Annotated in this window: 27 protein-coding genes, 1 tRNA gene and 1 pseudogene; 11 read left to right on the top strand and 18 right to left on the bottom strand. The window is 43.8% G+C overall.

Features of this window, described 5'->3' with window-relative positions; genetic code table 11:
- Positions 1 to 222, top strand: a 222-nt coding sequence (locus C233_RS22325) for a transposase (RefSeq protein ID WP_018666667.1), incomplete at its 5' end; no start/stop codon positions are given.
- Positions 223 to 395: 173 nt separating this feature from the next.
- Here C233_RS22325 and C233_RS0105875 read toward each other — a convergent pair.
- Positions 396 to 489, bottom strand: a tRNA-OTHER gene (locus tag C233_RS0105875).
- A 432-nt stretch (positions 490 to 921) separates the two neighbouring features.
- On the opposite strand from C233_RS0105875, the gene C233_RS0105880 reads away from it, so the two are divergent.
- From C233_RS0105880 to C233_RS22330, 6 genes and pseudogenes are all read left to right on the top strand, one after another.
- Positions 922 to 1,131, top strand: coding sequence for a hypothetical protein (locus tag C233_RS0105880; RefSeq protein WP_018666668.1), 210 nt, complete (start codon positions 922 to 924; stop codon positions 1,129 to 1,131).
- A gap of 319 nt (positions 1,132 to 1,450) precedes the next feature.
- Positions 1,451 to 2,671, top strand: a complete 1,221-nt coding sequence (locus tag C233_RS0105885; protein WP_018666669.1) for a site-specific integrase — start codon at positions 1,451 to 1,453, stop codon at positions 2,669 to 2,671.
- Positions 2,672 to 3,011: 340 nt separating this feature from the next.
- On the top strand, positions 3,012 to 3,143 hold the full coding sequence (locus tag C233_RS24750) for an Arm DNA-binding domain-containing protein (protein WP_262482859.1): 132 nt from the start codon (positions 3,012 to 3,014) through the stop codon (positions 3,141 to 3,143).
- A 280-nt stretch (positions 3,144 to 3,423) separates the two neighbouring features.
- Entirely contained in the window at positions 3,424 to 3,618 is a 195-nt protein-coding gene (locus tag C233_RS24755) for a hypothetical protein (RefSeq protein WP_241217643.1), read from the top strand.
- 1,948 nt (positions 3,619 to 5,566) lie between these two features.
- Positions 5,567 to 5,833 carry a carboxypeptidase-like regulatory domain-containing protein gene (locus C233_RS23500; RefSeq protein WP_306302636.1) on the top strand — a complete coding sequence of 89 codons (267 nt, stop codon included), beginning with the start codon at positions 5,567 to 5,569 and terminating at the stop codon, positions 5,831 to 5,833.
- Positions 5,773 to 6,155: pseudogene (locus C233_RS22330) on the top strand (50S ribosomal protein L11 methyltransferase); the annotation flags it as partial. The gene C233_RS23500 and the pseudogene C233_RS22330, both read left to right, overlap by 61 nt.
- Before the next feature lie 55 nt (positions 6,156 to 6,210).
- Here the strand turns inward: C233_RS22330 and C233_RS0105920 are convergent.
- The 9 genes from C233_RS0105920 to C233_RS0105960 all read right to left on the bottom strand — a co-directional run bounded on the left by C233_RS0105920 (position 6,211) and on the right by C233_RS0105960 (position 13,971).
- On the bottom strand, positions 6,211 to 7,455 hold the full coding sequence (locus C233_RS0105920) for a DegT/DnrJ/EryC1/StrS family aminotransferase (protein WP_025069226.1): 1,245 nt from the start codon (positions 7,453 to 7,455) through the stop codon (positions 6,211 to 6,213).
- Between the two features lie 80 nt (positions 7,456 to 7,535).
- Complete coding sequence (locus C233_RS0105925; protein WP_018666676.1) at positions 7,536 to 8,192, bottom strand: HAD family hydrolase; 657 nt, start codon at positions 8,190 to 8,192, stop codon at positions 7,536 to 7,538.
- On the bottom strand, positions 8,167 to 9,144 hold the full coding sequence (locus C233_RS0105930) for an ATP-grasp domain-containing protein (RefSeq protein WP_018666677.1): 978 nt from the start codon (positions 9,142 to 9,144) through the stop codon (positions 8,167 to 8,169). Before C233_RS0105930 ends, C233_RS0105925 begins: the two co-directional genes overlap by 26 nt.
- 4 nt (positions 9,145 to 9,148) lie before the next feature.
- Entirely contained in the window at positions 9,149 to 9,757 is a 609-nt protein-coding gene (locus C233_RS0105935; RefSeq protein ID WP_018666678.1) for a sugar transferase, read from the bottom strand.
- A 181-nt stretch (positions 9,758 to 9,938) separates the two neighbouring features.
- Entirely contained in the window at positions 9,939 to 10,103 is a 165-nt protein-coding gene (locus tag C233_RS24005) for a hypothetical protein (protein ID WP_154656055.1), read from the bottom strand.
- Positions 10,104 to 10,125: 22 nt separating this feature from the next.
- Positions 10,126 to 10,932 (bottom strand): glycosyltransferase family protein, encoded by an 807-nt coding sequence (locus C233_RS0105945; RefSeq protein ID WP_241217644.1) that lies wholly within the window; start codon positions 10,930 to 10,932, stop codon positions 10,126 to 10,128.
- Positions 10,933 to 11,303: 371 nt separating this feature from the next.
- Complete coding sequence (locus C233_RS0105950; protein ID WP_018666680.1) at positions 11,304 to 12,005, bottom strand: glycosyltransferase family 2 protein; 702 nt, start codon at positions 12,003 to 12,005, stop codon at positions 11,304 to 11,306.
- Between the two features lie 12 nt (positions 12,006 to 12,017).
- The gene (locus C233_RS23205; RefSeq protein WP_025069227.1) at positions 12,018 to 12,818 is read right to left on the bottom strand and encodes a glycosyltransferase family protein; all 801 of its coding nucleotides are present in this window, start codon (positions 12,816 to 12,818) and stop codon (positions 12,018 to 12,020) included.
- Positions 12,808 to 13,971, bottom strand: coding sequence for a hypothetical protein (locus C233_RS0105960; RefSeq protein ID WP_018666682.1), 1,164 nt, complete (start codon positions 13,969 to 13,971; stop codon positions 12,808 to 12,810). Before C233_RS0105960 ends, C233_RS23205 begins: the two co-directional genes overlap by 11 nt.
- A 576-nt stretch (positions 13,972 to 14,547) precedes the next feature.
- On the opposite strand from C233_RS0105960, the gene C233_RS22340 reads away from it, so the two are divergent.
- Complete coding sequence (locus C233_RS22340) at positions 14,548 to 16,497, top strand: VapE domain-containing protein (RefSeq protein ID WP_244149055.1); 1,950 nt, start codon at positions 14,548 to 14,550, stop codon at positions 16,495 to 16,497.
- A 123-nt stretch (positions 16,498 to 16,620) separates the two neighbouring features.
- On the opposite strand, the gene C233_RS0105970 is transcribed toward C233_RS22340, so the two are convergent.
- Entirely contained in the window at positions 16,621 to 16,863 is a 243-nt protein-coding gene (locus C233_RS0105970; protein ID WP_018666683.1) for a DUF4248 domain-containing protein, read from the bottom strand.
- 210 nt (positions 16,864 to 17,073) lie between these two features.
- On the opposite strand from C233_RS0105970, the gene C233_RS0105975 reads away from it, so the two are divergent.
- The 3 genes from C233_RS0105975 (at position 17,074) to C233_RS0105980 (ending at position 18,161) form a co-directional block, all read left to right on the top strand.
- Positions 17,074 to 17,520, top strand: coding sequence for an HU family DNA-binding protein (locus C233_RS0105975; RefSeq protein WP_018666684.1), 447 nt, complete (start codon positions 17,074 to 17,076; stop codon positions 17,518 to 17,520).
- A gap of 123 nt (positions 17,521 to 17,643) precedes the next feature.
- Entirely contained in the window at positions 17,644 to 17,751 is a 108-nt protein-coding gene (locus tag C233_RS24010) for a smalltalk protein (protein WP_154656056.1), read from the top strand.
- Complete coding sequence (locus C233_RS0105980; protein WP_018666685.1) at positions 17,748 to 18,161, top strand: N-acetylmuramoyl-L-alanine amidase; 414 nt, start codon at positions 17,748 to 17,750, stop codon at positions 18,159 to 18,161. Before C233_RS24010 ends, C233_RS0105980 begins: the two co-directional genes overlap by 4 nt.
- A 101-nt stretch (positions 18,162 to 18,262) precedes the next feature.
- Here C233_RS0105980 and C233_RS0105985 read toward each other — a convergent pair whose 3' ends face one another.
- The 7 genes from C233_RS0105985 to C233_RS0106015 all read right to left on the bottom strand — a co-directional run bounded on the left by C233_RS0105985 (position 18,263) and on the right by C233_RS0106015 (position 24,103).
- Entirely contained in the window at positions 18,263 to 19,405 is a 1,143-nt protein-coding gene (locus C233_RS0105985; protein ID WP_018666686.1) for a glycosyltransferase, read from the bottom strand.
- A gap of 46 nt (positions 19,406 to 19,451) precedes the next feature.
- Positions 19,452 to 20,576: a glycosyltransferase family 4 protein gene (locus C233_RS0105990; protein WP_018666687.1), complete on the bottom strand. Its 1,125-nt coding sequence runs from the start codon at positions 20,574 to 20,576 to the stop codon at positions 19,452 to 19,454.
- A gap of 6 nt (positions 20,577 to 20,582) precedes the next feature.
- The gene (locus C233_RS0105995) at positions 20,583 to 22,127 is read right to left on the bottom strand and encodes a lipopolysaccharide biosynthesis protein (RefSeq protein ID WP_018666688.1); all 1,545 of its coding nucleotides are present in this window, start codon (positions 22,125 to 22,127) and stop codon (positions 20,583 to 20,585) included.
- A gap of 426 nt (positions 22,128 to 22,553) precedes the next feature.
- Positions 22,554 to 22,739: a hypothetical protein gene (locus C233_RS0106000; protein WP_018666690.1), complete on the bottom strand. Its 186-nt coding sequence runs from the start codon at positions 22,737 to 22,739 to the stop codon at positions 22,554 to 22,556.
- A gap of 231 nt (positions 22,740 to 22,970) precedes the next feature.
- On the bottom strand, positions 22,971 to 23,300 hold the full coding sequence (locus C233_RS25030) for a type II toxin-antitoxin system RelE/ParE family toxin (RefSeq protein WP_025069252.1): 330 nt from the start codon (positions 23,298 to 23,300) through the stop codon (positions 22,971 to 22,973).
- Positions 23,291 to 23,521 (bottom strand): hypothetical protein, encoded by a 231-nt coding sequence (locus C233_RS0106010; RefSeq protein WP_018666691.1) that lies wholly within the window; start codon positions 23,519 to 23,521, stop codon positions 23,291 to 23,293. The genes C233_RS25030 and C233_RS0106010 overlap by 10 nt, the downstream gene beginning before the upstream one ends.
- Before the next feature lie 93 nt (positions 23,522 to 23,614).
- Entirely contained in the window at positions 23,615 to 24,103 is a 489-nt protein-coding gene (locus tag C233_RS0106015; RefSeq protein ID WP_025069253.1) for a UpxZ family transcription anti-terminator antagonist, read from the bottom strand.
- Between the last annotated feature and the right edge of the window lie 20 nt (positions 24,104 to 24,123).

Raw genomic sequence — 24,123 nt, forward strand, 5'->3', positions numbered from 1 at the left:
ATGGCATACAGAAGGTTCCGGCATGTGGGAGAAGACAAGGTGACAATGGACTTTGCCTTCTTTGCCATAGCTTTTAATATCAAAAAGATGTGTGCAAAAATGCGAAAAGCAGGAAAGGGACTTATTACATTTGCTAAATCTATGCTTATTGGGCTGTTTATAAACCGCTACAAGTGGAAGATGGCAACTTCTTACCAAATGAATGAGAAAAAAGCAGCATAAGCAAAAGAAAAGATAGTAGGACTATAAATCATAAAAAAAGGTTGTGCCAACGTTTTGACACAACCCCGTTTCCACCAACAATCAATCAATTACCTTAAATCTCCGTACGTTTAATTCCCTCAGACGGAGTGCTGAATAGTGGGAACGTTCGTCTCTACCTTCAAAAACCATTGTGGCAGCAACAAGACTCGAACTTGTGACAAAAGACCTGCATACACGTATCATCACGTATGCATACCTGCGCTCTACCAACTGAGCTATACTGCCATTCTTTGTGACGCACACGCGTTTATGACGCTAAAATAGCATTTATTTTATAAACACCCACTATAAATCAAGCACTTATAAAAGATGTGCAACCGTATCACATACTAAAAGAACTATACTATCCCCCTATAAATGTCTATTTAAACGCTTAAAAACATAGCTTAAAAGGAAATATCATATAAAAAACATACCTCAAAATCATAGTAGAAAGTATGCCCAACTTGGTATGCCCAACAGTATGCCCAATTCGCTATTTAACATTTCGACACTCTATTATTTCCTCTTATTATTGTCGCTGCTTACCTCAATTTTATAGAATAGATAGCCACTCTTTCTAAACACTTTAAACAGTATATTTTTTCTATTAAAATACTTCTATATAATAATTATTTAGAATATATTTGTGGAAAGAAATATCTAAATAATGAATTTATGACTAAAGTAATTCACGTACATCTCATTTTCGAGAAAAAGGACTATTATTTCGGCAGCATCAGCGCTATCTACACCGTCCTAAATGACGCTCAAATAGGTATCAAAAAGAACTCTTTGCTTCATGCCGGCCTCGTTGATGGTGGCGTTAAAATAACCCGTAGGGCCATTATTAAGCAGTCTCACCTTATTCGTAGTACCCAAGAGTAACCTAACCAAAACATTGAAAAAAAGGCTGATTTGCGCCTCAAAAAGCGTCAATTCAGCCCTCATTTTATCTCAATGTAACATTTGACTGTTTAAATCGTCTTCGTTTCCAGCTCAAATGTAGCACTCATGTCTCATAATGTAACAATTCGATTTGATTTCTCGGACACATCCAAATATGCGTCAATCCCTTTGTACATAGGCGCTTCAGCCATATTTACACCTACCTTTATTTACACACAAAGTGAATTGTCCCCCTTACTTGTTTAGTTTGACATTTGAGTTTGGAATGTATTTTTGCAAAACCTAAATTGATGCGTTTATGACAAAGGTTCAACGAGAGACAATGAATGTTTTGTTTTTTATCAAGAAGACAAAACTGCTCAGAAACGGTGAGGCTCCTATCTGTGTGAGAATAACAGTCAACAAACAGTCTGTGGAAATTAGAATTAAGCGGAGTGTCCCGGTTGACAAATGGTGCCAGGCTAAGGGCTGCTCCAAAGGAAAAGACCGGGAAGCCAAGGAACTGAACAGTTTCCTTGATGCCGTGCGTCTGAAGATTCTACAAATCCAGTGCGACCTTGAACTGGAGGCCCGGCAACCCGTATCGGCATCCGCAATACTTAAACGTTATTACGGAAAGGATCAAAAGATGTTGCTGGAGGTGTTCAAGGAGCACAATGACAAATGCCGTGCCCTGGTCGGTAAAGAATACGTGGAAGGGACCATACGTAAATTCGATACATCTCTTTTATATCTGGGACAGTATTTGCGCTCCCAATACGGCAAGGAGGATATTGCACTTCAGGAAATAGACCAGGAATTTGTGCGCAACTTTGAATTTTTCCTTAAAACCGAGAAGAACTGCCAGAACAATTCCGCATTGAAACATATCAAGAATTTCCGGAAAGTGATTCGAATTGCAATAGGCAATGAATGGATAAAGAGAGATCCTTTTTACGGATTGCACTTCAAGGAGAACGAGGTTGAGGTCGGCTTCCTTTCCAGTGAAGAACTGAATACTATCCGGAACAAGGAATTTGACATACCACGTTTGGAGCAGGTAAGGGATGTTTTTGTCTTTTGTTGCTTCACTGGTTTGGCTTTTGTGGATGTATCCCAACTTACGGCCGATCATCTGGTGAAAGACGCACAAGGAAAACTTTGGATTCGCAAACCGAGACAAAAGACCAAGGAAATGTGCAATATCCCTCTGTTGAGTGCCGCCAAGGAAATTCTTGACAAGTACGAAAGTTATGCTGTTTCCAACGAGCAGCATCTGCTTTTGCCTGTACTGAGCAATCAGAAAGCCAATGCCTATCTAAAGGAAATAGCTGACATTTGTCACATCAAGAAGCGCCTGACCACGCACGTTGCCCGGCATACCGCAGCAACTGTAGTTTTCTTGGCCAATGATGTCTCAATGGAAAATGTGGCCAAGATTCTTGGTCATGCCAACCTTAATATGACGAGGCATTATGCGAAGGTTCTTGACCAGTCCATTATGCGAGATATGGAAAAGGTGGAAAGGTGTCTGGCGTAAAATCATTTTTAAGGGAAATTATCCTGTTTGCTATGGAGATTCCAAAGGAGTTTCCTCTATTTATAACTGCATTTTATCGATTATAAAAATCTGCGAAGTATAAGTTTTTTGTTTGGAAAAAATAATTATAATAGGAAGTATAATAATCTGTATATTATTTTGTTATAACCTTTCCCGATATTGTTTATATAAGCATATTAAAGCATTGTTTTAACTGTATTTCGCTGCATATTTCAAATATACCTATAAGGTATGGGAAAGTTAGTTTGTAAAAAAGAAAATAATCATAGCGCGGCCGAAGAAAGTCCAGAAAATAAAAGAGCCCGTCCGTCAGCATAAACTGGCTAACGGAAACATGAGTTTATATTTCGACATTTATGTAAAAGGTGTACGTAAAGTAGAAACACTCGGTTTATGCCTTATGCCCGAATTGACACCGCTTGACCGTCAGCGGAATATCCATACGAGGTAGATAGCCGACAAAATCAAGGTGGGGCATTTTTGCATTACAGAACCACGGTGTACATCAGTGGGACAAAGTAAAGCGCTCGTACATTACGCTTGTCGATTATCTGAAAGAATACGAGCAGGAGAAGTTCGTTTTTTCCACATCCACTCTTAAAAGCAGGTGTGATTTACGGCTGAAAATAGAAACGTATTTGAAGGAAATAGGTTACCCGGGTATTGTGTCATGGTAAACGTGGATGTAGATGTTTGGCGTGGCTTCATCGATTTCCTTCGCTATACGAGGAATGGCATGTGCAAGGGACGGCAGCGTCATCAGCAACGGTGCGGCATATCATCATCTGGTAGTGCTGAACGTTGCTCCGGACAAAGTGGTACGTGATGGTGTCTTGTCGGCTCACCCTTTGAAGTCCATTAGTTCAAAGGAAAAATATCAGTCGTTGGAAAGCAAGAGGGAGTATCTTACATTGGAAAAAAAATGAAAGTAGTAATGGCTGTCTCATGTCTGCATGGGAATGTCAAACGGGCGCTCTTGTTTACCTGCTGCTTTTAAATTTGCTCATTACAGCCTGCTATACCGAATTGCGCGACTGCCAAGAAACGGGGTGTCAGATTTCATGGCAGTTGCAGGAAAAGCAGGAACAGAAAGCATAGGCAAGCTGGAAAAGGGAAAGAAAGATTAGACAGCGCAGCCACAACTCATGCAGATTGGAGGGAGCTGAAATCCCTGTCTTGTTGTCGGAAAAGCTTAAGGTTGCTCTTTGCTTTTTTGTTGTTCTGAATCTTCCTCGGTTCTTCATAGATATTGATTCTTATAATGATAGCCTCGTTTAATAGCCATGCGTCATGTCAGTCGCAGTTAATCCCTGTAATCTTCCAACCAGCTCCAATCCGTTTGCCGCCGCATTCTTTTTCATTAGAATTTTCATGGCGAAGCCTACAGAAAATTCTAATGAAAAAAAGGAACAAATGCGGCTGGCAAAACAGGATTGGGGCTTATCTTTGATGAAAGGGATAACTGTTTTAACATTATAGAAATAACGTAGTCCTTCATTTCGTTTATCGGAGGATTTAATCTGATTATGGATTTATTTATTCATTATGTGTTCGGAAATGCTTGTCTAATCATGTGTATATATTTTCTGATGATTAATGGTAGTTTTTTTTATAGAGACGTTAATCTCATTTTGCATTTCATTAGTTACAAATACAGATACCAGAGTTGTAAATGCCTAAAAGTACTTCATTGAGTCCTATACTACCATAAACTTTTACTTATCATAAATGTCAGGTATTGATTCATAGGATATTTAAAAGGCTTATGATAAGAACAGCCAGTTGATAAGATGCTACTTATAAAAAAGCTTTGATTGAAACTGTCAATGACAAACAATTTATTGTTGTTGTTTATGCCCAACTCACGTAAAATAGGAAAGAATATTGTAATTATCCCTACCGCTATAATTCTAAAATTAGAGAGTTTCGATTACAATATTTCTAAACTTTTAATCCTTGTTAAGAATATCAAGGTAGTCTTCTTAGTCTTGAATTCGGTCTGCATAATCTTCATCAGATTCAAAAGGATTTTTATCCCAATCTGTTGGAGAGTAATAATCCTCATCATCTTCTTCCGGGTCATTATTATACCCTTTTGTATTATATCTGCTCGTAATTCTTTTGATACTAAAGTTAATAATAAAATATCTTATTCGCCATTAAGATAGAAAAAAATAAAAGATTTATTCTACATCACTTTACTTTTTATCTTTTAACACACTAACAAGCCAGGTTCTATGAAAAATTATGGTTTGGAACTCTGTACTGGTATTAGTTTTATATTTTTTCTCACTTACGCGTCTACCTTTGAAAAGAAACCCGCTATTAATGTGTGTAAATTGACTGGCAATTTACTGTTTTAATTTTACACCGAAGTTACGTTATTATAGATATGCACTTCATTTATCGAAACCACTTGCTTGCCTTAACAGCAGGTTCAACTTTTCAATTGTAAAAGCTACGAAATTTGCCAGCAATTTCTAAAGTTTATCCTTTAGCGGAGCGTAAAGGAATGAGTAAAATGTTCCAAAATTATCTTTAGTGGAAGAAATATTTTTATTCCTTTTTTTTGAGTCTTGATTAATATAATTATATTTATAAAGTAATAATATAAAAGTTATGTATATAGGTTAATTTTAAGAGAGATTTTGTGGAAAGAAGATTATTGTTGTCGGCCTATATTCCGTGAGCATAGTTTTTGTGGCGGTTCGGACATCTACAATTTCAGGAGCAGTTGCTCCCTGAAGAGAATGGTCAACCTAAAAGCAAAGTCAAACAGAGATTATCATACATTTTAATTATATGCAGCGAATATCTAAAGTAACAAGCATGCGCATAATAACAGCAACATTACTATTGCTATTTACCATGGCAATGCCCATCGGCATATCTGCGCAGAATTTAACAATCAAAGGTATTGTGAAAGACAAAACAGGAGAAGCGGTCATCGGCGCTTCTGTAGTACAGAAAGGCAATAACAGCAATGGTACCATTACTGATATTGACGGAAAATTCTCTCTTAATATTCCGGCTGACGGGATATTGATATTCTCTTATGTAGGAATGAAGACACAAGAAATTCCAATCTCGCCATATTGGCACGTATGCGCGGTGCCGCCCCCTGTACGGCTATCGACATAGATGAATGGTGCGTGCGCAATTCGCTTGAGAATATAGAATTAAACGGTGTAGACCGCATTTCCGTTTTTCAGGGAGATGCTTCCGCATTGAAGTCGATGTAATCATTGCCAATATCAACCGCAATATCCTGCTGAATGACATGAAGTAATATGTAAGCCGCATGCATCCGGGGTCGGAACTATACATGAGCGGTTTTTATGTAGACGACATCCCTGTAATACGAACTGAAGCAGAACGTAACGGACTGCATTTCGTGTATCATAAAGAAAAGAACCGTTGGGTTGCAGTGAAGTTCATCCTGCAAACACATAAAAATAGCTGAAACCATTCCGCCCAAAGAACGATTTCGGCTATTCCCTATAATACATTAATTATATTCAGACAACCAGCCCCTCTTTTATCTTCGCCACAATATATCGCGCATCATTCTCAGTCACCATCGGACCACTCGGCAGACATAAGCCCTGCTTGAACAGCCGTTCACTCACACCGTTCGTATACGCAGGATTATCCTTATACACCGGTTGCTTGTGCATAGGTTTCCAAAGCGGACGGCTTTCGATACCTGCCCTGTTGAGCCATAACCGCATGGCTTCCACATTGCGGTTAGGTTCACAGTCCGTATGTGTGGAAGAAGCCTCATGCGTCACACCCGCAGCGCCACCTACAGCACCTTGCGCCTTCTCCTCATAAGCATGCTCCTCCCCTGCCACATGCAGACATTCGTCCAGCAACACCGTATTCAGCCAATAGTTACTGTCGTAATCGGTGGAAGGATTTATATGCAACGTAATCCCCGGCACATCCCTCAGCAAATCACGATAAAGCGAGCAAATCATCTTATGATGCTTTATATGGGCATCAGCAACAGTCATCTGACCACGACCGATACCGGCACAGATATTGCTCATGCGATAATTATAACCGACACGCTCGTGCTGATAATAAGGATATGCCTCACGTGCCTGCGTGGCATAGAACATGATTTCTTTCTTGGACTCCGCATCCGGACATATCAATGCGCCCCCGCCCGAAGTGGTAATCATCTTATTACCATTGAAAGACAATACGCCATACCTGCCAAAAGTACCGCATACACCTCCCTTATAACGGCTGCCAAAACCTTCGGCGGCATCCTCTATCACCGGAATGTCATACTTCGCAGCCACCTGCATTATTTCCTCAATCTTCGCTGGCATGCCATACAGATAAACCGGCACAATAGCCTTCGGCTTCCTGCCCGTCTTGGCGATACGGTCCGCTATCGCCTTTTCCAACAGGAAGGGGTCCATGTTCCACGTCTCTGCCTCACTGTCTACAAACACCGGTGTCGCCCCCAAGTAAGTAACCGGATGCGACGAGGCACAAAACGTAAAACTCTGTACCAGCACCTCGTCGCCGGCACCTACACCGCATGCCAAAAGTGCCAAATGTACCGCAGCCGTGCCGGCAGACAAAGCCACCACATGCTTATGCCCGCCCACAAAAGTCTCCAAATCCTGTTCAAAGCCATTTACATTCGGACCGAGTGGAACTACCCAGTTTGTATCGAAGGCTTCACGTATGAAATCCTGCTCCTTGCCACTCATGTGAGCAAGGCAAAGATAAATTCGCTTGTCCATAAAAATATATATGATTTATAAAACTATAGATAGTTATAAAGGAACTGTATTTCACTCATCGGACGGTTATCAAGAGAACTCTACAAAATGAAGTTTTCCAGACCATGAAAATTAATAATCTCATACTGAGGCTTCATCTTATCAGAAACTGATACCTGTTTATGAATATTCCGCCCGTCATCCAACAAGCATATTGTAGTCCACCCCAGTTGGTTGGGAGCTATAAAATCTTTTAAGACATTATCGCCTATATAATAATAATCCGCATCTCCGTATTTATTTTGGAAATACCCAAAAGCCTCTGTGGAAGGTTTCGAGTAACCAAAAGCCTCTGATATGATACAGTTTTCCCAAGACATATATCTATCAAGTCTCAATGCTTTTATTTTATTAGATTGAGTAACACTCCTACCATCTGTTATAATACCTAAAGGAATATTGGCTTCACGCATCCTCTTCAAAGTGTACTCTGCATCGTTAGACAAAAATATTGTTGGAAAATGCTCTCTGTATTTCTTTAAATATGTTACCAATGGAATATCCAGTTCATATTCACTATTTACACATAGAAATACATTTAGCTTCTGCTCATAACAATATAGCATATACTCGTACACACCTTTTTTCCCATATACATTTCCAATCCACAATGCAATCTCCATATAGGCCGATTTTACAAAATCAATCTCCTTATAAAGAGTATCATCCAAATCAAATATGACTATTTTCTTTCTCATAAACAATTATCTCTGAGTCATAGCGTAACATCAAAGTATTATCTAACCATTTATCAGAATATCGAATTTCTTTATTCAAAAAATATTCTTGAATCAAATATCGAGGATAATCAGCTTTTGCATAATACGACAATGGATATCCACCGCCAAACCGAGGATTAATTTCGATACCTACTACATCATTATCATGTTCTCTATAAAATAGTTGAATACAAATACAACCGACAACTCCGGGTAAGTAATTCATTCTCTCCTTTAAATAGGTGACCAAATAGTTCTTTCTTGTATATCCTTTATTAATTTCACCTGCCCGTATTTCAATTCTCTCTCGAGGAACAATAGACTTGACATAATGATCTTTGCCATAATACATATCCACTGTGAATTCTTTATATTCGGTCTTATCAATATATTCCATGAATATCAATTTGGGATGGTGCATTATCTCCGGAGTTAGTTCATCAGGGCTCTTCACTACAAACAAGTCTTTGGACAACGAACCGTCATAAGGCTTTGCGAATAAAGGAAAAACCGGATGAAACTTATCAATTGGTTTAGGAACACGAATGCCTAATTTTCGCAGGAAGTCCCCGGTATTACGTTTATCTCTGCAAAACTGAATAAAAGATGTATCGGAAACTATAATAGAGATATGTCTATCACTAAATTTATCCTTATTTTCAGATAAGATGAGTAACTCTGTATCAATAGTCGGTATCACCATCCCAATATGGTTATCAATACAAATTGATAATAAAGTATCAATATAGCCTGATGCTGTTACCTTAGGAACTTTAAAGCATTTATCAGATATAATTCCAGCTGGCGCTAAAACCGGATTCATATCTGTGGTACATACCATAGCATCAATATTACAATCCTTTAAAGCCTTTTTAAATAGCTCTACAAGCACAACCCGCTTTCCTGCAGAAGTGATTAAAATATTTTTCATTAATTTAATTGTTACCGGTAAAATATTCCATTGTTGCCGAAGTCTCAGAACTGATGCCTTCTCTTATAAAAACTTTTTTTATTGTCAAAAAAATAATTTTCAAATCGAGTAAAAAAGAAGAATGGTCAACATACCACACATCCAATTCAAATTTCTTAGTCCATGATATAGCATTCCGTCCATTTACCTGTGCCCAGCCCGTAATACCCGGACGGACTTCATGCCTACGTGCTTGTTCTTTATTATACAGAGGAAGATATTGAGGGAGCAAAGGACGTGGACCTATCAGCGACATATCCCCTCTCAAGACATTAATCAACTGGGGTAACTCATCAATGGAAGTTGAACGGACAAACCTCCCTACTTTCGTCAGCCGTTGTGCATCAGGCAACAGATTACCGGCAGCATCCCGTTCATCCGTCATAGTCTTAAACTTGATCACCTTGAATATTTTCCCATTTTTGCCCGGCCGTTCCTGAGTAAAGAATGCTCCAGCACCTTTGTTGGCGAAATGGAGCCAAATAGTAACAAGTAGCAGTATCGGCCAAATCAAAGCCAATACGCATAACACGAGAATGAAATCAATCACCCTCTTAAAAAAATGAGAATACATGATTTAATAATTGATTAGACCTGCCAATTTCCTATATCTTCTATTTTGAGGAAGCGAAACAATAAACGCCTCTATACCGCTCCTCTTTTTTCCTATAATAAATGATTTAATGATGCACTATATAGAACACTGCAAAGATGAACAATATGATTTTACTCATAAAAAAAGAACTACTTCCATCTCATTCTCTCTGCCAACAATCCATCCATTTTTTGCTTAGAATCATTCGCCCCTTCTCACGAGCCATCCGCATATATTTTATGGCATCCACAAGAATATCATCACTCAAATAACCATGTTGCAAACTCTTTTCAGTTGCGAATAAACAAGATACTCTTGTTTCCACAATGACATGTTTTTTTTAAAGTTTACGACAAAATGTCCTCCAACTTAGAGTATATGATGTCCTTGTCGAGCAACTCATCCACCAGCCTTTTATTATTCCGCTTCCACTCCTTATAATCAGCCCAGTGTTCCGAACATTGTAACAACACCTTGTCCAGTGTATTGTCTTTAAAATCGAAATTAAGCCCAACCTTATATCGGTCAATCATATCGGCAGTCTCCCCCGGCAAAGAATTTAAGATAAAACAGTTTGCCGCTGCATAATCATTGAATTTATAACTATGCACAACTTTCGTATTGTCACGAAAAATATTCACCGCAATATCGCAACACGACAGATATTTCAACAAATCTCCATATTTCAAAAAGCCTGTGATTTCAGCCTTTACAGAATACTTGTCAATAAGATTCTCTATTTCGGCACGGCATACCCCATCGCCTATAAAAAGAAGTTTGTACCGGTATTTCCCATTAAGGGCAGCCACTCCTTTTATCAAAGTTTCAAAATCATAACTTGTCCCCAAACTGCCTGCATACCCAATCCATAACTCGCCCGCAGGTTTGTCAAGAACCAGTTCGCTTTCCGCAATAAGTTTCTCCACCATCCTTTTATCAACTCCCAAATACAAAGGATGCACAAGAGCTTTTTCGTTGTAAAGAGCCGCTTCATTAGCATATCGTACCGACTCTCCCAATATTGCATCCGCCATTTTATACGCCCGCACTGTAATGCACTTCCATGGAAAAACGACATATTTCAGCAACCGGCCTTTCATTCCGCCTACAATAGGCATCAAAGAATCCGGCCATAAGTCTATTACATCTATCACCAGCTTCACCCCGTGTTTCCTACAATATTTTCCACAAACATAAGCAGCCGTAGAAGCCGGCATGGCACAATAAACCGTTGTCGGAATCTCCCGAAGCGAATTCAAATACTTCCTCAGCCTATAAGCGAAAACAAGATGGCTGTACAAACGTCTGACGGAAAGATTTTTCTTATAAGCAGGAACATGCAGGAAAGTACAATCCGGATGTTCCGCGTGTCCTTTGTAACGTTTGCACCTATGATTGAAATCCGATACTACCGCATGCGTATCTAAATTCGGCGCATAGTGAAATATATTATATAACCGTGAATTGTCTGCGTTTATATCTCCGAAAAGCGAAACTAACAGTATCATTTTTATTGTTTGTTATATTAAGAAAATTTCCGTTTTAATAATTCTATAAGGAAATGCCAGCGGTAGGCTATTCTATACGACCACTTCAAATGACTCTTCTCTCCGGAACACGATGCATTGTCTCCATGCCTGCGATACCTAATCAATTTGTCGGGAATGAACTCCACGGAATAAAACGCCGAAGCGCAAATGCCCAGCCAGATATCGTGCATCGCCAGATTTCGGGGAAAAGGCAAAGCTTTGTTGAGAAGCTCTTTCCGGAAAGCCATGCAGCAGCCCAAGAAATTGTTACTAACGAGGTTAGCAATCACGCCTTTCGGGCGCGCCTTGCCGTGGCAAAACGAGTCACGCACCACCCGCATGCCCGCATCCACTACGCGGCAATCGCTGACCACCAACGTGCTGCCCTGCAAATGCTTCATCATCACTTCCACTTTGCCGGGTTCCCACACGTCGTCCTGGTCGGAAAGGAAGATGTAATCTCCCTTCGCCATTTTCAACGCGTTCTCAAAGTTATAGACCGGCGATTTGAAGCGTTGGCAGGCATATATCTTTATGCGCCGGTCGCCGAATGCTTCAATCGCTTCTACCGTGTTGTCTGTCGACGAGTCATCGGAGACAATTACTTCATCCCCCCCTCCCAATTGCGGAAGAATGGAATCCAGTTGCTCTTTGATATATTTGCCACCGTTGTAAGTGGCGATACATACGGAAATCATAGAAAAAGTTGTTTATGACTTAGGGAATAAATAATGCTTCAGAAATTTTGCCGACCTGCACCGGAGCGTGAGCGATAAAGTCCTTTTGAGTAGTATGATGACGATGGCTAATCTGCTTGCAAAGGAATCAGATTTATAGGCTTTCAGACTTTTGCAGAACAATTTATACCGTACAAACAATTTGTCCGAATCCGTTTCTTCATTTGAAAAATCCTGAATAAGTTTCCTGTCAATTAGATAAAATGATTTATACAGAACGCTCAGTCTGTCCACAAACTGGTAATCGGAATAATCAAGGAAAACCTTCTCATTATATCCGCCTGCTTTCTTCATGGCATTCACCTCAACGAACATGCCGCTGTTGATTATGCCTGCCGACTTCATGGGATATTCCCTGCCTGCCTGAAAAACGAATCTTGTCGGGATTTTCAACCTGAGGCGGACGGGAGACATACGGCATCCCGACGTAGTGACTACCTGAGGGACAAACAGCTTTATATGAGGCAGCTTTCCGGCTTTCTCGATGCACGCCTGTATGTAATCGCAACTGTCGAAAGTCGAATCCTGGTCCAAGAGCAAAAGGTATGTAAAACCGTTCTGGAGCGCAAAATCGGACGCACGGTTGTAGCCTGCGGAAACTCCGGGATTAGTCACGTCGGAGACATAGTGGATAAACGGATTGTGCCGAAAATCATGTTCCGAATGTTCCGGACTGGGAGAGTTGTCATAAACATACAATTGGATGCCGTCGGACAACACGCCTTTCACCAAAGTAGAAAAAGCCGCAGCCTCCTGCAACTTTCTATTGAACAAGATTATAACGCAAAGAACTTTCATTTAACCGGGATAACTTATTGGAAACGACAAAAGAGAGCAATACAAAACTCATCCCAATCGGATTGATAAGAAAAGGATTGAACAGCGATTGGACATAGACACACACCGCCCCTATCATAAAAAGGGATGCCGTTTGTTTATACTCTGTCGGCGTGCGCTTATAGTCAGCATAAATTTTCCAAAGCAGCAAGCCCCAGAACGACAGTCCGAGGATGCCTTGCTTATGAAAAATCTCAAGGATAGAATTTTCCATGTGTATATCTCTTACCGGCACTCCATACCCGAACCCATGCCCGAACAGAAACGAAAAAGGGGTGATTCGCTCAATAACCTGCAGGGCTGTCAGCATCCGCAATTCGTCGCCGCCTGTCCTGTCCTCGCCTACATCGAACAATCCCAGCTGCAAGGTTACGAAAAGCAACAACAAGCAGAGCAGAAACAAGGAAGCGGCGGTGGATGGCTTCATCTTATGGCGCGTGACATACAGCAGTAGTATGGCAAGCAAGGTGATTACATAAAACCCTCTTGTCTGGGTATAATAAATAGCCAGCAAATGCAAAAGGGAGAAAAGCCATTTCTTCTCATTCATCCAGAAAAGGAGGCCAATCGTCAGGTACAGGAAGCCTTTATAGAATAATTCCCCTTCATCTCCCCTGAACATAAAGTCGCTTTCTTCCTCCATCATGACATAAAAAATATTGAAGTCTATCACCTTCAAATATTTTATAAGCACAATATATACCAGATAGGCTACCGACATGAACAGAGACGACCACTTGATTATGGAGCATACATTCTGAATCACCTTTTTGTCGCTTACCATGAAATAGATAAACGGGAGCGTAAGGAAAAACGACAGCTGCTTTATATCTGCGAACAAATTCTCCTGATTATTGGATATCAAGCAAAAAGAGAGCGCCACCATAGTGGTAAACAGATAAAACATCAGCATATTTCCTGCATACTGTCCTATACGCCGGTTTATGATTAATGGCACGGTCAGACCGATTGCTATCAGAAAATTGAACATACGCAATGTCAGTCCGCCCGCCACGTGAATCACCTGCCCGCTGCCACAAAGCAACAACTCTGCAATGAAAAAATAAAAGAACAGTCTTATACTTTTCATCCACTTAAATTATTATACAATATTCTTTACAAACTGTCATGGATGCACAATTCTTATTTTCACACAAATGTTCCGATCGGAAGAGCAAAATCCGCAATGCCATGTGACGCCTTGTCACCACACTTGCACGACTTTTTCCTCGCGTCTATGCCTATACGCGCGCGAGGGACGGAATTTTCCGGAACAAGCAGGCGGAGGACGTGTGTCTCCCAGACGCGCGCATGAGGAAAAAGTCGTGCAACTACGGTGACAAGGCGTCACATGCGGCAAGCGCGAAAAGTTTTATATCTTAATTATTTTAACGTTTGAGGGCAAAAAAACGCTCCGAAAGAGTTAATTACAGTTAAATATCGCGGTTTTGTTTTCCATCGCACGGCGGTTTCATTCAGACTTCATGCTTGTCTTCCTGACGCAGACTACGCCGATTTTATTTCCTTTTCAGGCGCGGATACACTTAAATGAAAGCCCGTGTTTTCAACCCATAAGAGGAAAACAAGCGATTAGTAAATCCGGGGAATTATTTCCACCTTTACGCCACAGTTACAACAAAGTATCACACCCAAAAAACAACAAAAAATGGAAAACTACCCCATAAGTCTTTTCAAAGGCTATTCAGACACACATCCCACAGACTCCACCTTGCAGGCGGTGGTAGGCATGCTGCGCGACGACCGCGCCGTAGCCGAACACACCGAGAAGCACCGCTACTACCTGCAACACGGGCAGAGCGCGGCGGCCGCCCGCGAAAAGTCGTCGTGCCCCTGCTTTGCCGTGGCGGTGCGCTTCAGCGGCGGCAAGCAGCGGCGGCACATCTGCGCCTGGACGGGACTCTGCCCCGTGGACATCGATCACGTGCCCGCCAACCGGATGGAGCATTGCCTCGAGCTGATACGCGCCGACCGCCACACCCTGCTTCAATACGTCACCATCAGCGGCAGCGGCATACAGCTGCTGTGCCGCTACGCTGGACTGACCGACGACCACGACCTGCGCCTGCATGCGCGCGCCTTTGCCGCCATCAACGCCCACTATGCCCGCCTTACAGGGCTGGAGTGCGACCTGAAGTGCAAGAACGCCACCCGCCTGAGCGGGCTGGCGCACGACGAACGGTTTTTCTTCCGTCCCGACGCCGATCCGTTCGACCTGTCCGGCTCCGCCGCCCCCGCCGCTGCCCGGGCGCGCAAGCAGACTTCCGCCGACAAGCTGCGCCGCCGCCTGCTGCGGGTGACGGAGGCCGTGGCCCGCCAGCTGGCGGACGAGGGGGTGGAGTATGCCGCGCACCACCGCAACGAGTACATCATGCGCACGGGCTATCTGCTCAATGCCTACGGCGTGGCGCAGGCCGCGGCCACCGAATGGGCTGCGGAGCGTTTTGCCGACTACGACGGCAACGTGCCAGCCATCTTCGCCTCCTGCTACCTCAACACCGCTGAGCACGGCACCCGCACCCTGCCGTCGCGACAGAAAAACGCCGCAGGCGACGGGGGGCGACCGGAGTTCCTGGCATCGGTGGCGGAAATAGAAGAGTTTCTGAGCACGCAGGGGGCTTTCCGTAAGAACACCGTCACGGGCAAGTGCGAGGCACTGCCTGCCGACAGCCCCGACGGGAAGTACGAGGAACTGACGGACCGCTACGTCAACACCCTTTGGTGCCGCATGTGCAAGGAAGTGAAGCCGGCGGCGGCGCACATACGCGCCGTGCTCGACTCCGAGTTCATTCCCCTGTTCAACCCCTTCGAAGCGTATTTCCGCAACCTCCCGCCCTGGGACGGCGTCACCGACCACATAGCCCTGCTCGCCTCGCACGTGCACGTGCGCAACAACGCCATCTCCTTCGCCCACTACTTCAAGAAGTGGCTGGTGGGCATGGCGGCCGCGCTGCTCGACGAGGACGTGGTGAACCACGAGATACTGGTGCTCACCGGCCGCCAGGGCATCTACAAGACCACCTGGCTGAACAACCTGCTGGCGCCCGAGCTGCGCCGCTACTTCTACCTGAAGAGCAACGCGCGCCGCATCACCAAGGACGACCTGCTCACCCTCTCCGAGTTTGCCATCGTCTGCTTGGAAGAGCTGGACGAGATGGAGACGCAGGAGGTGAACCAGATAAAGGCGCTCACCACCATGAAGACCGTGAATGAGCGCGCCGCCTACGCCCACTACAAGGAGCACCGCCGGCACATTGCCAGTTTTTGCGGCACCAGCAACAACACCCACTTCCTGACCGACCCCACCGGAAACCGCCGCTGGCTGCCCTTCGAGGTGGAGAGCATCGACAGTCCTTACGATTTCCCGGTGGACTATGCGGGCGTCTACTCGCAAGTCTACGCCTTGCTGCAGAGCGGCTACCACTACTGGCTGGAAGGCGATGAACCGGAAGCGCTGAACCGGCACAACAAGCATTTCGCTGAGCCAAGCGGGTTTCGAGCCAGTCCGCGCCGGGGGCAAACGGGGCTACCGGCTGGTGGAGCTTACCGGCGACGAGATACGGGAGAACCAGTATGCCATGGGGCGGTACACGGGTAATTGATAATCTTTTCAATTGACAATTGACAGTTGACAATTAACAATTAAAGAGCCATGTTCCGCTCCGTAAAGTGCCACTTTACGATGCTAAAGTGGCACTCTACGGAACGGAAACACCTGTCTCTACTTGTCATCGGCTTCCACCGAAAAAGGCTCGCCCAGCGCGTTGTAGATGAGCTGCACCTGCGCCGGAGTGTACGTCCGCACCTTGTCCGAGGGGACCAGGGCGCGCAGCTCGCCGCGCAGCGTGGGGTGGAAATCAATCCACTGGTTCAGTTTGCGGAAAGCCGCCTGCGGGCAGAGTCCCGGGCAATAGATCTGGGCGAGTTCCGTCCGCCCGTAAGTACGTATTTCAAAGTGTTTCATATCCTTGGCATTAGCGTTTCTCTTTCTCGCAAATATACCGAAAATTCTTCACATACTGGCATCCCGGAACAACAATAACGAACGGAAACGAACCATAACGAACCGTAACCTACCGTAACGCACAAACCGCGCCGGAGCATGCCGTATCTTTGCTTCGTGATCACAAAGAGAACCTAAAAACCAAAATTCAAAACTTAAAACTTAAACATCATGATTCGTTACAAAAAGTATCAGTTTACCGGAGAGAACCATCCGCTTAAGGGGCTGTGGTATGCCCGTCCCATGATAGACGAAACCTACGACACCGCACGACTGGCGCAGCACATGGCAAACCATAACACGCCCTACTCCGCCGGGCTTATCAAGGGCGTGCTGACCGACATGATAGCTTGCATCAAAGAGCTTATTCTCGACGGCAAGAACGTGAAGCTGGACGACCTCGCCATCTTCTCCGTGGGCATCGTCAGCAAGAAGGGCGCCGCATCGGCGGACGAGTTCACCGTGGCGGACAACGTGAAGGGGCTGAGACTCCGCGCACGCGCCACCGGCGAGCTGAGCAACACTCAAATCAATCTGGACGGCCGCCTGAAAGAGGCTGCCAAGTACAGCGTAGAAGGCGGCTCCACGGGCGGCGACGAAGAAGAAGATCCGCTGTAGCAATAATCAGTGATTAGTGATGAATGATTAATGATTAATCACTCATCATTAATCACTAATCATTCATCACTAATCGCTGATTATCAGTTTATTATTTTTTTTACCATTAAAATCAAAATCCTTATGAACACAAAATCAAAATCAGTCTTGGGGATTATCCTCAAAAGCATCGTGGTGGTGGCTACCGCACTGGCAAGCGTATTCGGTTTCACATCCTGCACAGGCCGATGAGAACCGTCACCCTTATCGTCGTTCACTGCTCGGCCACGCCTCGGGGCGTGGACCTGAGCTTCGAGGAGTGCCGCCGCGACCACATCTTCCATCGCGGCTTCCGCGACATCGGCTGCCATTTCTACCTGACGCGCGACGGCGAAATCCACTGCGGCCGTCCGTTGGACGAAACCGGCGCACATTGCCGGGGGCACAATCGCCACTCCGTGGGCGTCTGCTACGAGGGCGGACTCACCGCCGACCGCCGCCCCGCCGACACCCGCACGCCGGAGCAGAAAGCCTCGCTCGTGGCGCTGCTGCGCGAGCTGAAGCGGCTGTTCCCGCAAGCGCTGATAGTGGGCCACCGCGACCTGAACCCGATGAAAGAATGCCCCTGTTTCAACGCCGTGGCAGAGTATCGGGGCCTGTAAAGCCCGCAGACTGCCATCCCGCCTGCCCCATGCAACAGCCAGACATTCCTTTTCCTCACCCGACAAGGGATGCTCCGCCGCTGCGCTCTGCAAGGGGCAGGTTATTTTAATATTTCAGCAACCAGCAACCGGAAATCCTGCTCCTGCCTTTTGCTGACTACATCATAACGTTCTCCGCTTTTCAACCGATAGTGATGGTAGTTGGCATCCAGATATTTCATCTTACAAAACAAATCGTTTTCATAAAACGGCGAGAAATAAACGGCGGCATTCCCTAATACTTCGGGCATCGAACACACATTCGAGGCAAGTACCGGCGTAGAATATTTTATCGCTTCCACCGGGGGATAGCCAAACCCCTCCGCCAGCGAAGGATAGACTAAAGCCCAAGCCTGCTTATACAGATGCTCGACATCAGAATTGGACACATAATTCAGACAAACGACGTTATCCTCTTTTATATCTTTCCTTAACCCTGTAACAACCAGATACATATCAGGAAAAGCATGCCTTATCTTTACGAAACTCTTGCGCAGTATATCGAAATTCTTATTCGCCCTGCCGGCACTCAACAACAGCAGAAACCGTTTCCGTTCCTGAAATAAACGCTTCAACAGCACATTCTCCACCTCCGGACTGCAAAAATAGTTTTTCACCGGAGGATACAACACCTTTATCTCCTTTCCCGACAATTCCGGAAAGAAATAGAAAAGGGAATCTTTCGTATAAGAAGAAACGGTTATAAGCGAAACGTTGTCATTCACCCAAAAAGCTCTCAGGCTGTCATAAAGCCCCATTATCCGGTTGGCGGTGGCATATCTGCCATTTTTCCAAAAATAGTCTATTCCAATTTTCACAAAATCTTTCCAGCTATGGTGATACAAGAAGTGAATGCGGTTTTCGGCGATCTCTATATTCCCTATGTCATGAACCGTACAGACAACCCTGCACCGTATCCCCGACAAATCATAATTTATGTATCGCTGTGCGATTCCGATGAAAAACGTGTCCACGTTATAAGTTTCCACCATTTCCAACAGTGTTTTCGACTGTATATCCGAGAGGACATACCGGGCGGAGAAAACCGCATAATCATCATCCAGGAATTTCAAGCGGGAGTCGTACACCCCGACAATCTTCACGTCAGTCCGGGCTGACAAGTCGGCAAGCACTTTCCTTACATATTCTTCCCCGCCATTATGGTAGTCTTGCAGAGAAATGAAATCGAACAATATAGTCATCATATCCTATTTTAATAATGATAAGCAACTTATCAAAAAAAAACACGACCTATTTCGAACATTGGACAAGAACATTGAGAAACTTCATAGCTTGCTGTGTAATATCATATTTAGCCTTGAATATATCCGAAATTTTCTTCAATTGTTCATCCGTTGGATAATTGTTCAAAACTTCTTCTATTTTACTTTTCAGCGCAATAGCATCTAAAGCGGGTTCATAATAGTTCAACAGCCCCATAGTGACTTCAGGCAAAGCTGTTTCTTTAGTACAAATAACCGGTGTCCCGCAAATAGCCGCCTCAATCGGAGTATAGCCAAAGCCTTCGTGTAAAGAAGGAGATATAAAAATGTCTGCCGACTGATACAAACGTATAATATCTTCATCAGAGACATAATGGGAAAGGTGCACAACACGGTTTTCCACACCATGCTCTTTTATCATTGGCAGTACCGCATTCTCCCAATAAGGAGTAGACTTCCCAACAATTACCAACTTATGAGGTATCTTATCTTTCAATTCTATAAAAGATTTTACTAACGTACCTACATTTTTGTATTCAAACAAAGTGCTGACATACAATAAATATTTACAATCCAGATCCTTTTGAAAACTGTCTGTAACTCTTTGCACTGCTACTCCATTGTGGACAACCGAAATTTTTTCAGCAGAAATAAACGGATAGGTTTTCAATATATCTTGCTTCACAAACTCTGTTATTGCGATTATCCTATCCGAATGTTTCAGTAGTTTAGGAATCAAAAAACGAAATAATAACCTCATCCTTCCTCTCCAAACCCTCAATGGTTGAAGATCGTGAACTACCTGCACCCTATAGAGTCTGATTCTTCTGTAAGAAGAACTGTCCAATGCCAAAGATACATATATATCACAGTCAAACTGTTCGTCCACTATCTTCCTCCATTCTCGCCCCACTATAAACCAACTATACCTAAAAAGCGCCGCAACACTATTGTTATACGTATAGGGTTTAAAAACTACATATTCAAAATTCGGAAATTCAGTTTGAATAATCTGTTCCGCTTCTTCTTTTATCAGAAGACGTATTTTTACATCACCTATATCTGCATCTCTCCACGACTTCAAGATACGCAAAGCATATACCCAGATGCTTGTCCCCCGACCACAAGGTGTCATATCTAACAATATCTTCATAAACTACTATTTTATACGTGTAAATACCAAAATTCTGTTTACTCCTCTCCTCATCGGACTACTCACGCCACACAGTATAAGCAGAAATATCACGCTGAAAATCACTACTGATACAATAGCATAAAGGGTAAGTATCTGACAATCGTCACCTATATTTGCCTTCATAAAAGAATAACCTGTCAAGCAAATCCATACAGCCGCCACTCCGGCAACAAAGCATTTAAAATAAAGTCTCCAGTAATGGAACACGGAAATATTAAATCCCCAATGATACAGAAAATACGGTTTCCACAAAAAGATTATCAGCAACAGACTCAAAAGCACGCCTGCCAATATGCCCGGCAATCCCCATATAGAACCAAACCATACAGAACAGCTGATATTAATACACGCCTCTACAACTGTTGCCCATACATCCTGAAAAAGTCCATATGCACTATTGAATGAATCGACAATATTGCGCACCAAATCTACGAAAAGAATAGCGGTAATCAATAATAAAGTGGTATGATCCAACAAGTATGACCCACCAATCCACAAAGAGATAAAGGGACCAGCCAGCATATAATATCCAAAGCATACCACAGTTACTATGTAGAAACGAAGAGAAAAAAGTTCATTGAAGACAGAAACGGTACGTTCTTTATTATTTTCAGCCACCAAATTGCCAATACCCGCATTTATGCTATTGAATATGGCACTTATCAACATTTGAAGACCGGTAGCAATCAGCATATAATTGCCATAAACAGCCACTAATGAAAGAGAAGCATACGCATATATAATAATAAAACCGGACTGGGTAAACGCAAAACTACCTATTTTGTGAAAAAAAATCTGTTTGATTTTCTTGATAATCTCCGTATGCTTTTTACGAAGTTGTCCGCCCAATCGAACTTGCGGACACAACCAAGGATACTCCCGATGCAACACATAATTGATAATAACCGTAGTGGCTATAGCCATCAGAAACTCAAGCACCAGCCAATACACATAGCCGTTTGCCAAACAAGTTATGGCTGCTATCTGAACAAGCACTTTTATAACTTTGACACCTTGTATATTCAGAGTGATTTTATATTCTTTCTGGTCCGCAGTCAGTACAATCTGTTTGTAATTGAAGAAATACCCCAACAAAGCACTGAACAGCAACACGATGAACGAGCCGTAGGTGTACCACATGGGCACTTCCGCTTTCTCGAAGATGAGCGGGAAGAAGCACATCAGCACGCAAGCGCCGGCTATGACGATATAAGCCACCCGCCGATAGAGCCACCCCTGCACGGAGACAATCTCGTTGATGGCTTGCGTGTCACTCTCGAAAATCGGTTTGTAGAGGGTAAAAGCGACGGCGCCGCCAATGCCCAGCTCTGCCAGATTCAGAAAGCCGATAAGGTTCTGCGCAGTGGTGTTCAGTCCGAGCACTTCAGCCCCCAAATAGTCGAGAAAGACTTTGCGGGAGAAGAACTGGAGGACTAAATTAATGAAATAAAAGGCAAGGGCTACCTTGGCATTTTTGATGCTTTTGGCAGTCCGGGAGAGTTCAGACATGCAGAAAACTGTAATTCAATTACGCTTCATCATCGTGGCACGGATTGCCACGATATAAAGGGTAGTTTTTGTGAAACGAGTAAGCACTCAATTTAGGACATCCCCTTTGAAAGGGCACTTTTCAGTGCCCTAAACCGAGTTTTGTTAATTAATAGGTTTTGAATTAATATTGGACGAAAGCCAAAGTGATTTTGGCGGGGAGCATGTCAACATAATCCCTGCACCCGTTAAAGATATATAACCCTTTGGCATCTGAAAACAAGCCTTGCCGTAACCTGTCACCGCAGTGGTTGCGCGGTGGCAGGGCATCAAAGCGGCGCTATCTGTTGCAGTAGTCCAGCCGGAGACGTTCAAACAGTTCCTTCAGCACGATCAACAGGGTTTTGTCGTCGTGCCGGAAGCGGAGTTCGTCCACGTAGCAACGGGCTACGCGAAGGTAAAGCCCGAGATCCGGATTGAAGCCCTTTTTAAACTTACATAGGTTTTACTGCTTATGCCTGTGCAACGGCACACGTCGCGGTCGTTCAAACGGATGCCGCCCACCTCTATCGTCTCCTGCAACAAGGTCAGGAAATCTCCCAATTCGGCATTGGGAACGAATTCATTCTTCATGTTTTTTTTATCTTTTAATAATTTCAACTTTACGCGCGTAACAGCTCGTACCAATGAAGCTGAATTCATTTAAATAAGTATTGGAATTCAGTCTGTCATTCAGAGCGCAGCGAAGAATCTGCTCTTCTCTGCGCACACAAAGGAGAAGAGATTCTTCGTCGCTTCGCTCCTCTGAACGACAATTTTTACACATCTGCTTATAGAGATTTAGTTTATCCTGTTTACCGGAAATTATTTATACCGACTCAATTGTTCGGAAATAATTCTACGGATGGTTTCCGGTGATTGGCGCGAGTCGCATATTGAAACAATATAAATCGTGTCTTGCTCAATCACATAATAAATAAGATTAGGAGTATTAACCAAGTATCGGACCTCCCTATTCGCTGTTGAAAAGGTTATGTCGCGTACTCCTATTCGCGGAAATGAGGATAATAACCCGACATGCAATTGTATTCTTTCGGCAACCTTAGTGGATATGGCGTTACCAAACAAATCTTTTACGCTTCTCAGAATAGTCAGAAAATCATCAGTTGCAACAGGAGACCAAATTATTTCCATCCCATTTTTTCATTTATATAGGAAGCTATTTGGTTGTGCGGAATGCCTTTTCCAGCCTTACAGTCTCTTATGGCAACATCAATCAGACGCTGCATCGAATCCACCGGAATAGACGCAATGAAATCATCCACACTGCGGGTCGGCACTTCGTACATCATGGCAGCCTCATTCACCATTTGGTTTTCAGACTCCTGCGTTTCATATAATTTGGATTTATCCATAATCTCCTGATTTTGCTATCAAAGATAGGTTAAATTATTGATACTTCCTAATCGCAATAGTTTTATCTTGTGATATTCTCAAAATTTTCTTCCTTACTCATCTACGTATTCCCACGGATAAGGGTTATCCACCGCATTCCGGAATTCCTCGACAGCTTCCTTCTGCTCGGCTGTGAGCGATGCGGCGTCCCAAGAGGCAATAATCGCACGGGCAGCATCCGCCAAAGGCTCGTCGTAGACCTCGCCATAGCAGGCGGTGAGCAGACGGAGTTTCAAGAGCGAAGCGGGAAGGGCTTCGAGAATATCCCAACAGCGGTCCAGCACTTCCTGAATGTGTCCCTGCTTTTCGCCATGGTCTATGAACGAAGCATTATAACCCATCAGAAGAGCAAGGCAGACATTGGCCTGTTCTTCGACGGTAGCGCCGCGGGCACCGGAGCTATACAAAGCTGTGGTCAAGCGATAGACCTCGCCGTTGCGACGGGAAAGGTCGTCACTGTAGACGGGACTGCCGTCCATACCCAGATACATCAGGTCGTGCGCAGCACGCTGAAGGGTAAGAGTTTCTTCGGAAAGAGACATAATGAATTACGAATTATGCA

It is taken from the genome of Bacteroides gallinarum DSM 18171 = JCM 13658, from assembly GCF_000374365.1.
Taxonomy (GTDB): Bacteria; Bacteroidota; Bacteroidia; order Bacteroidales; family Bacteroidaceae; genus Bacteroides; species Bacteroides gallinarum.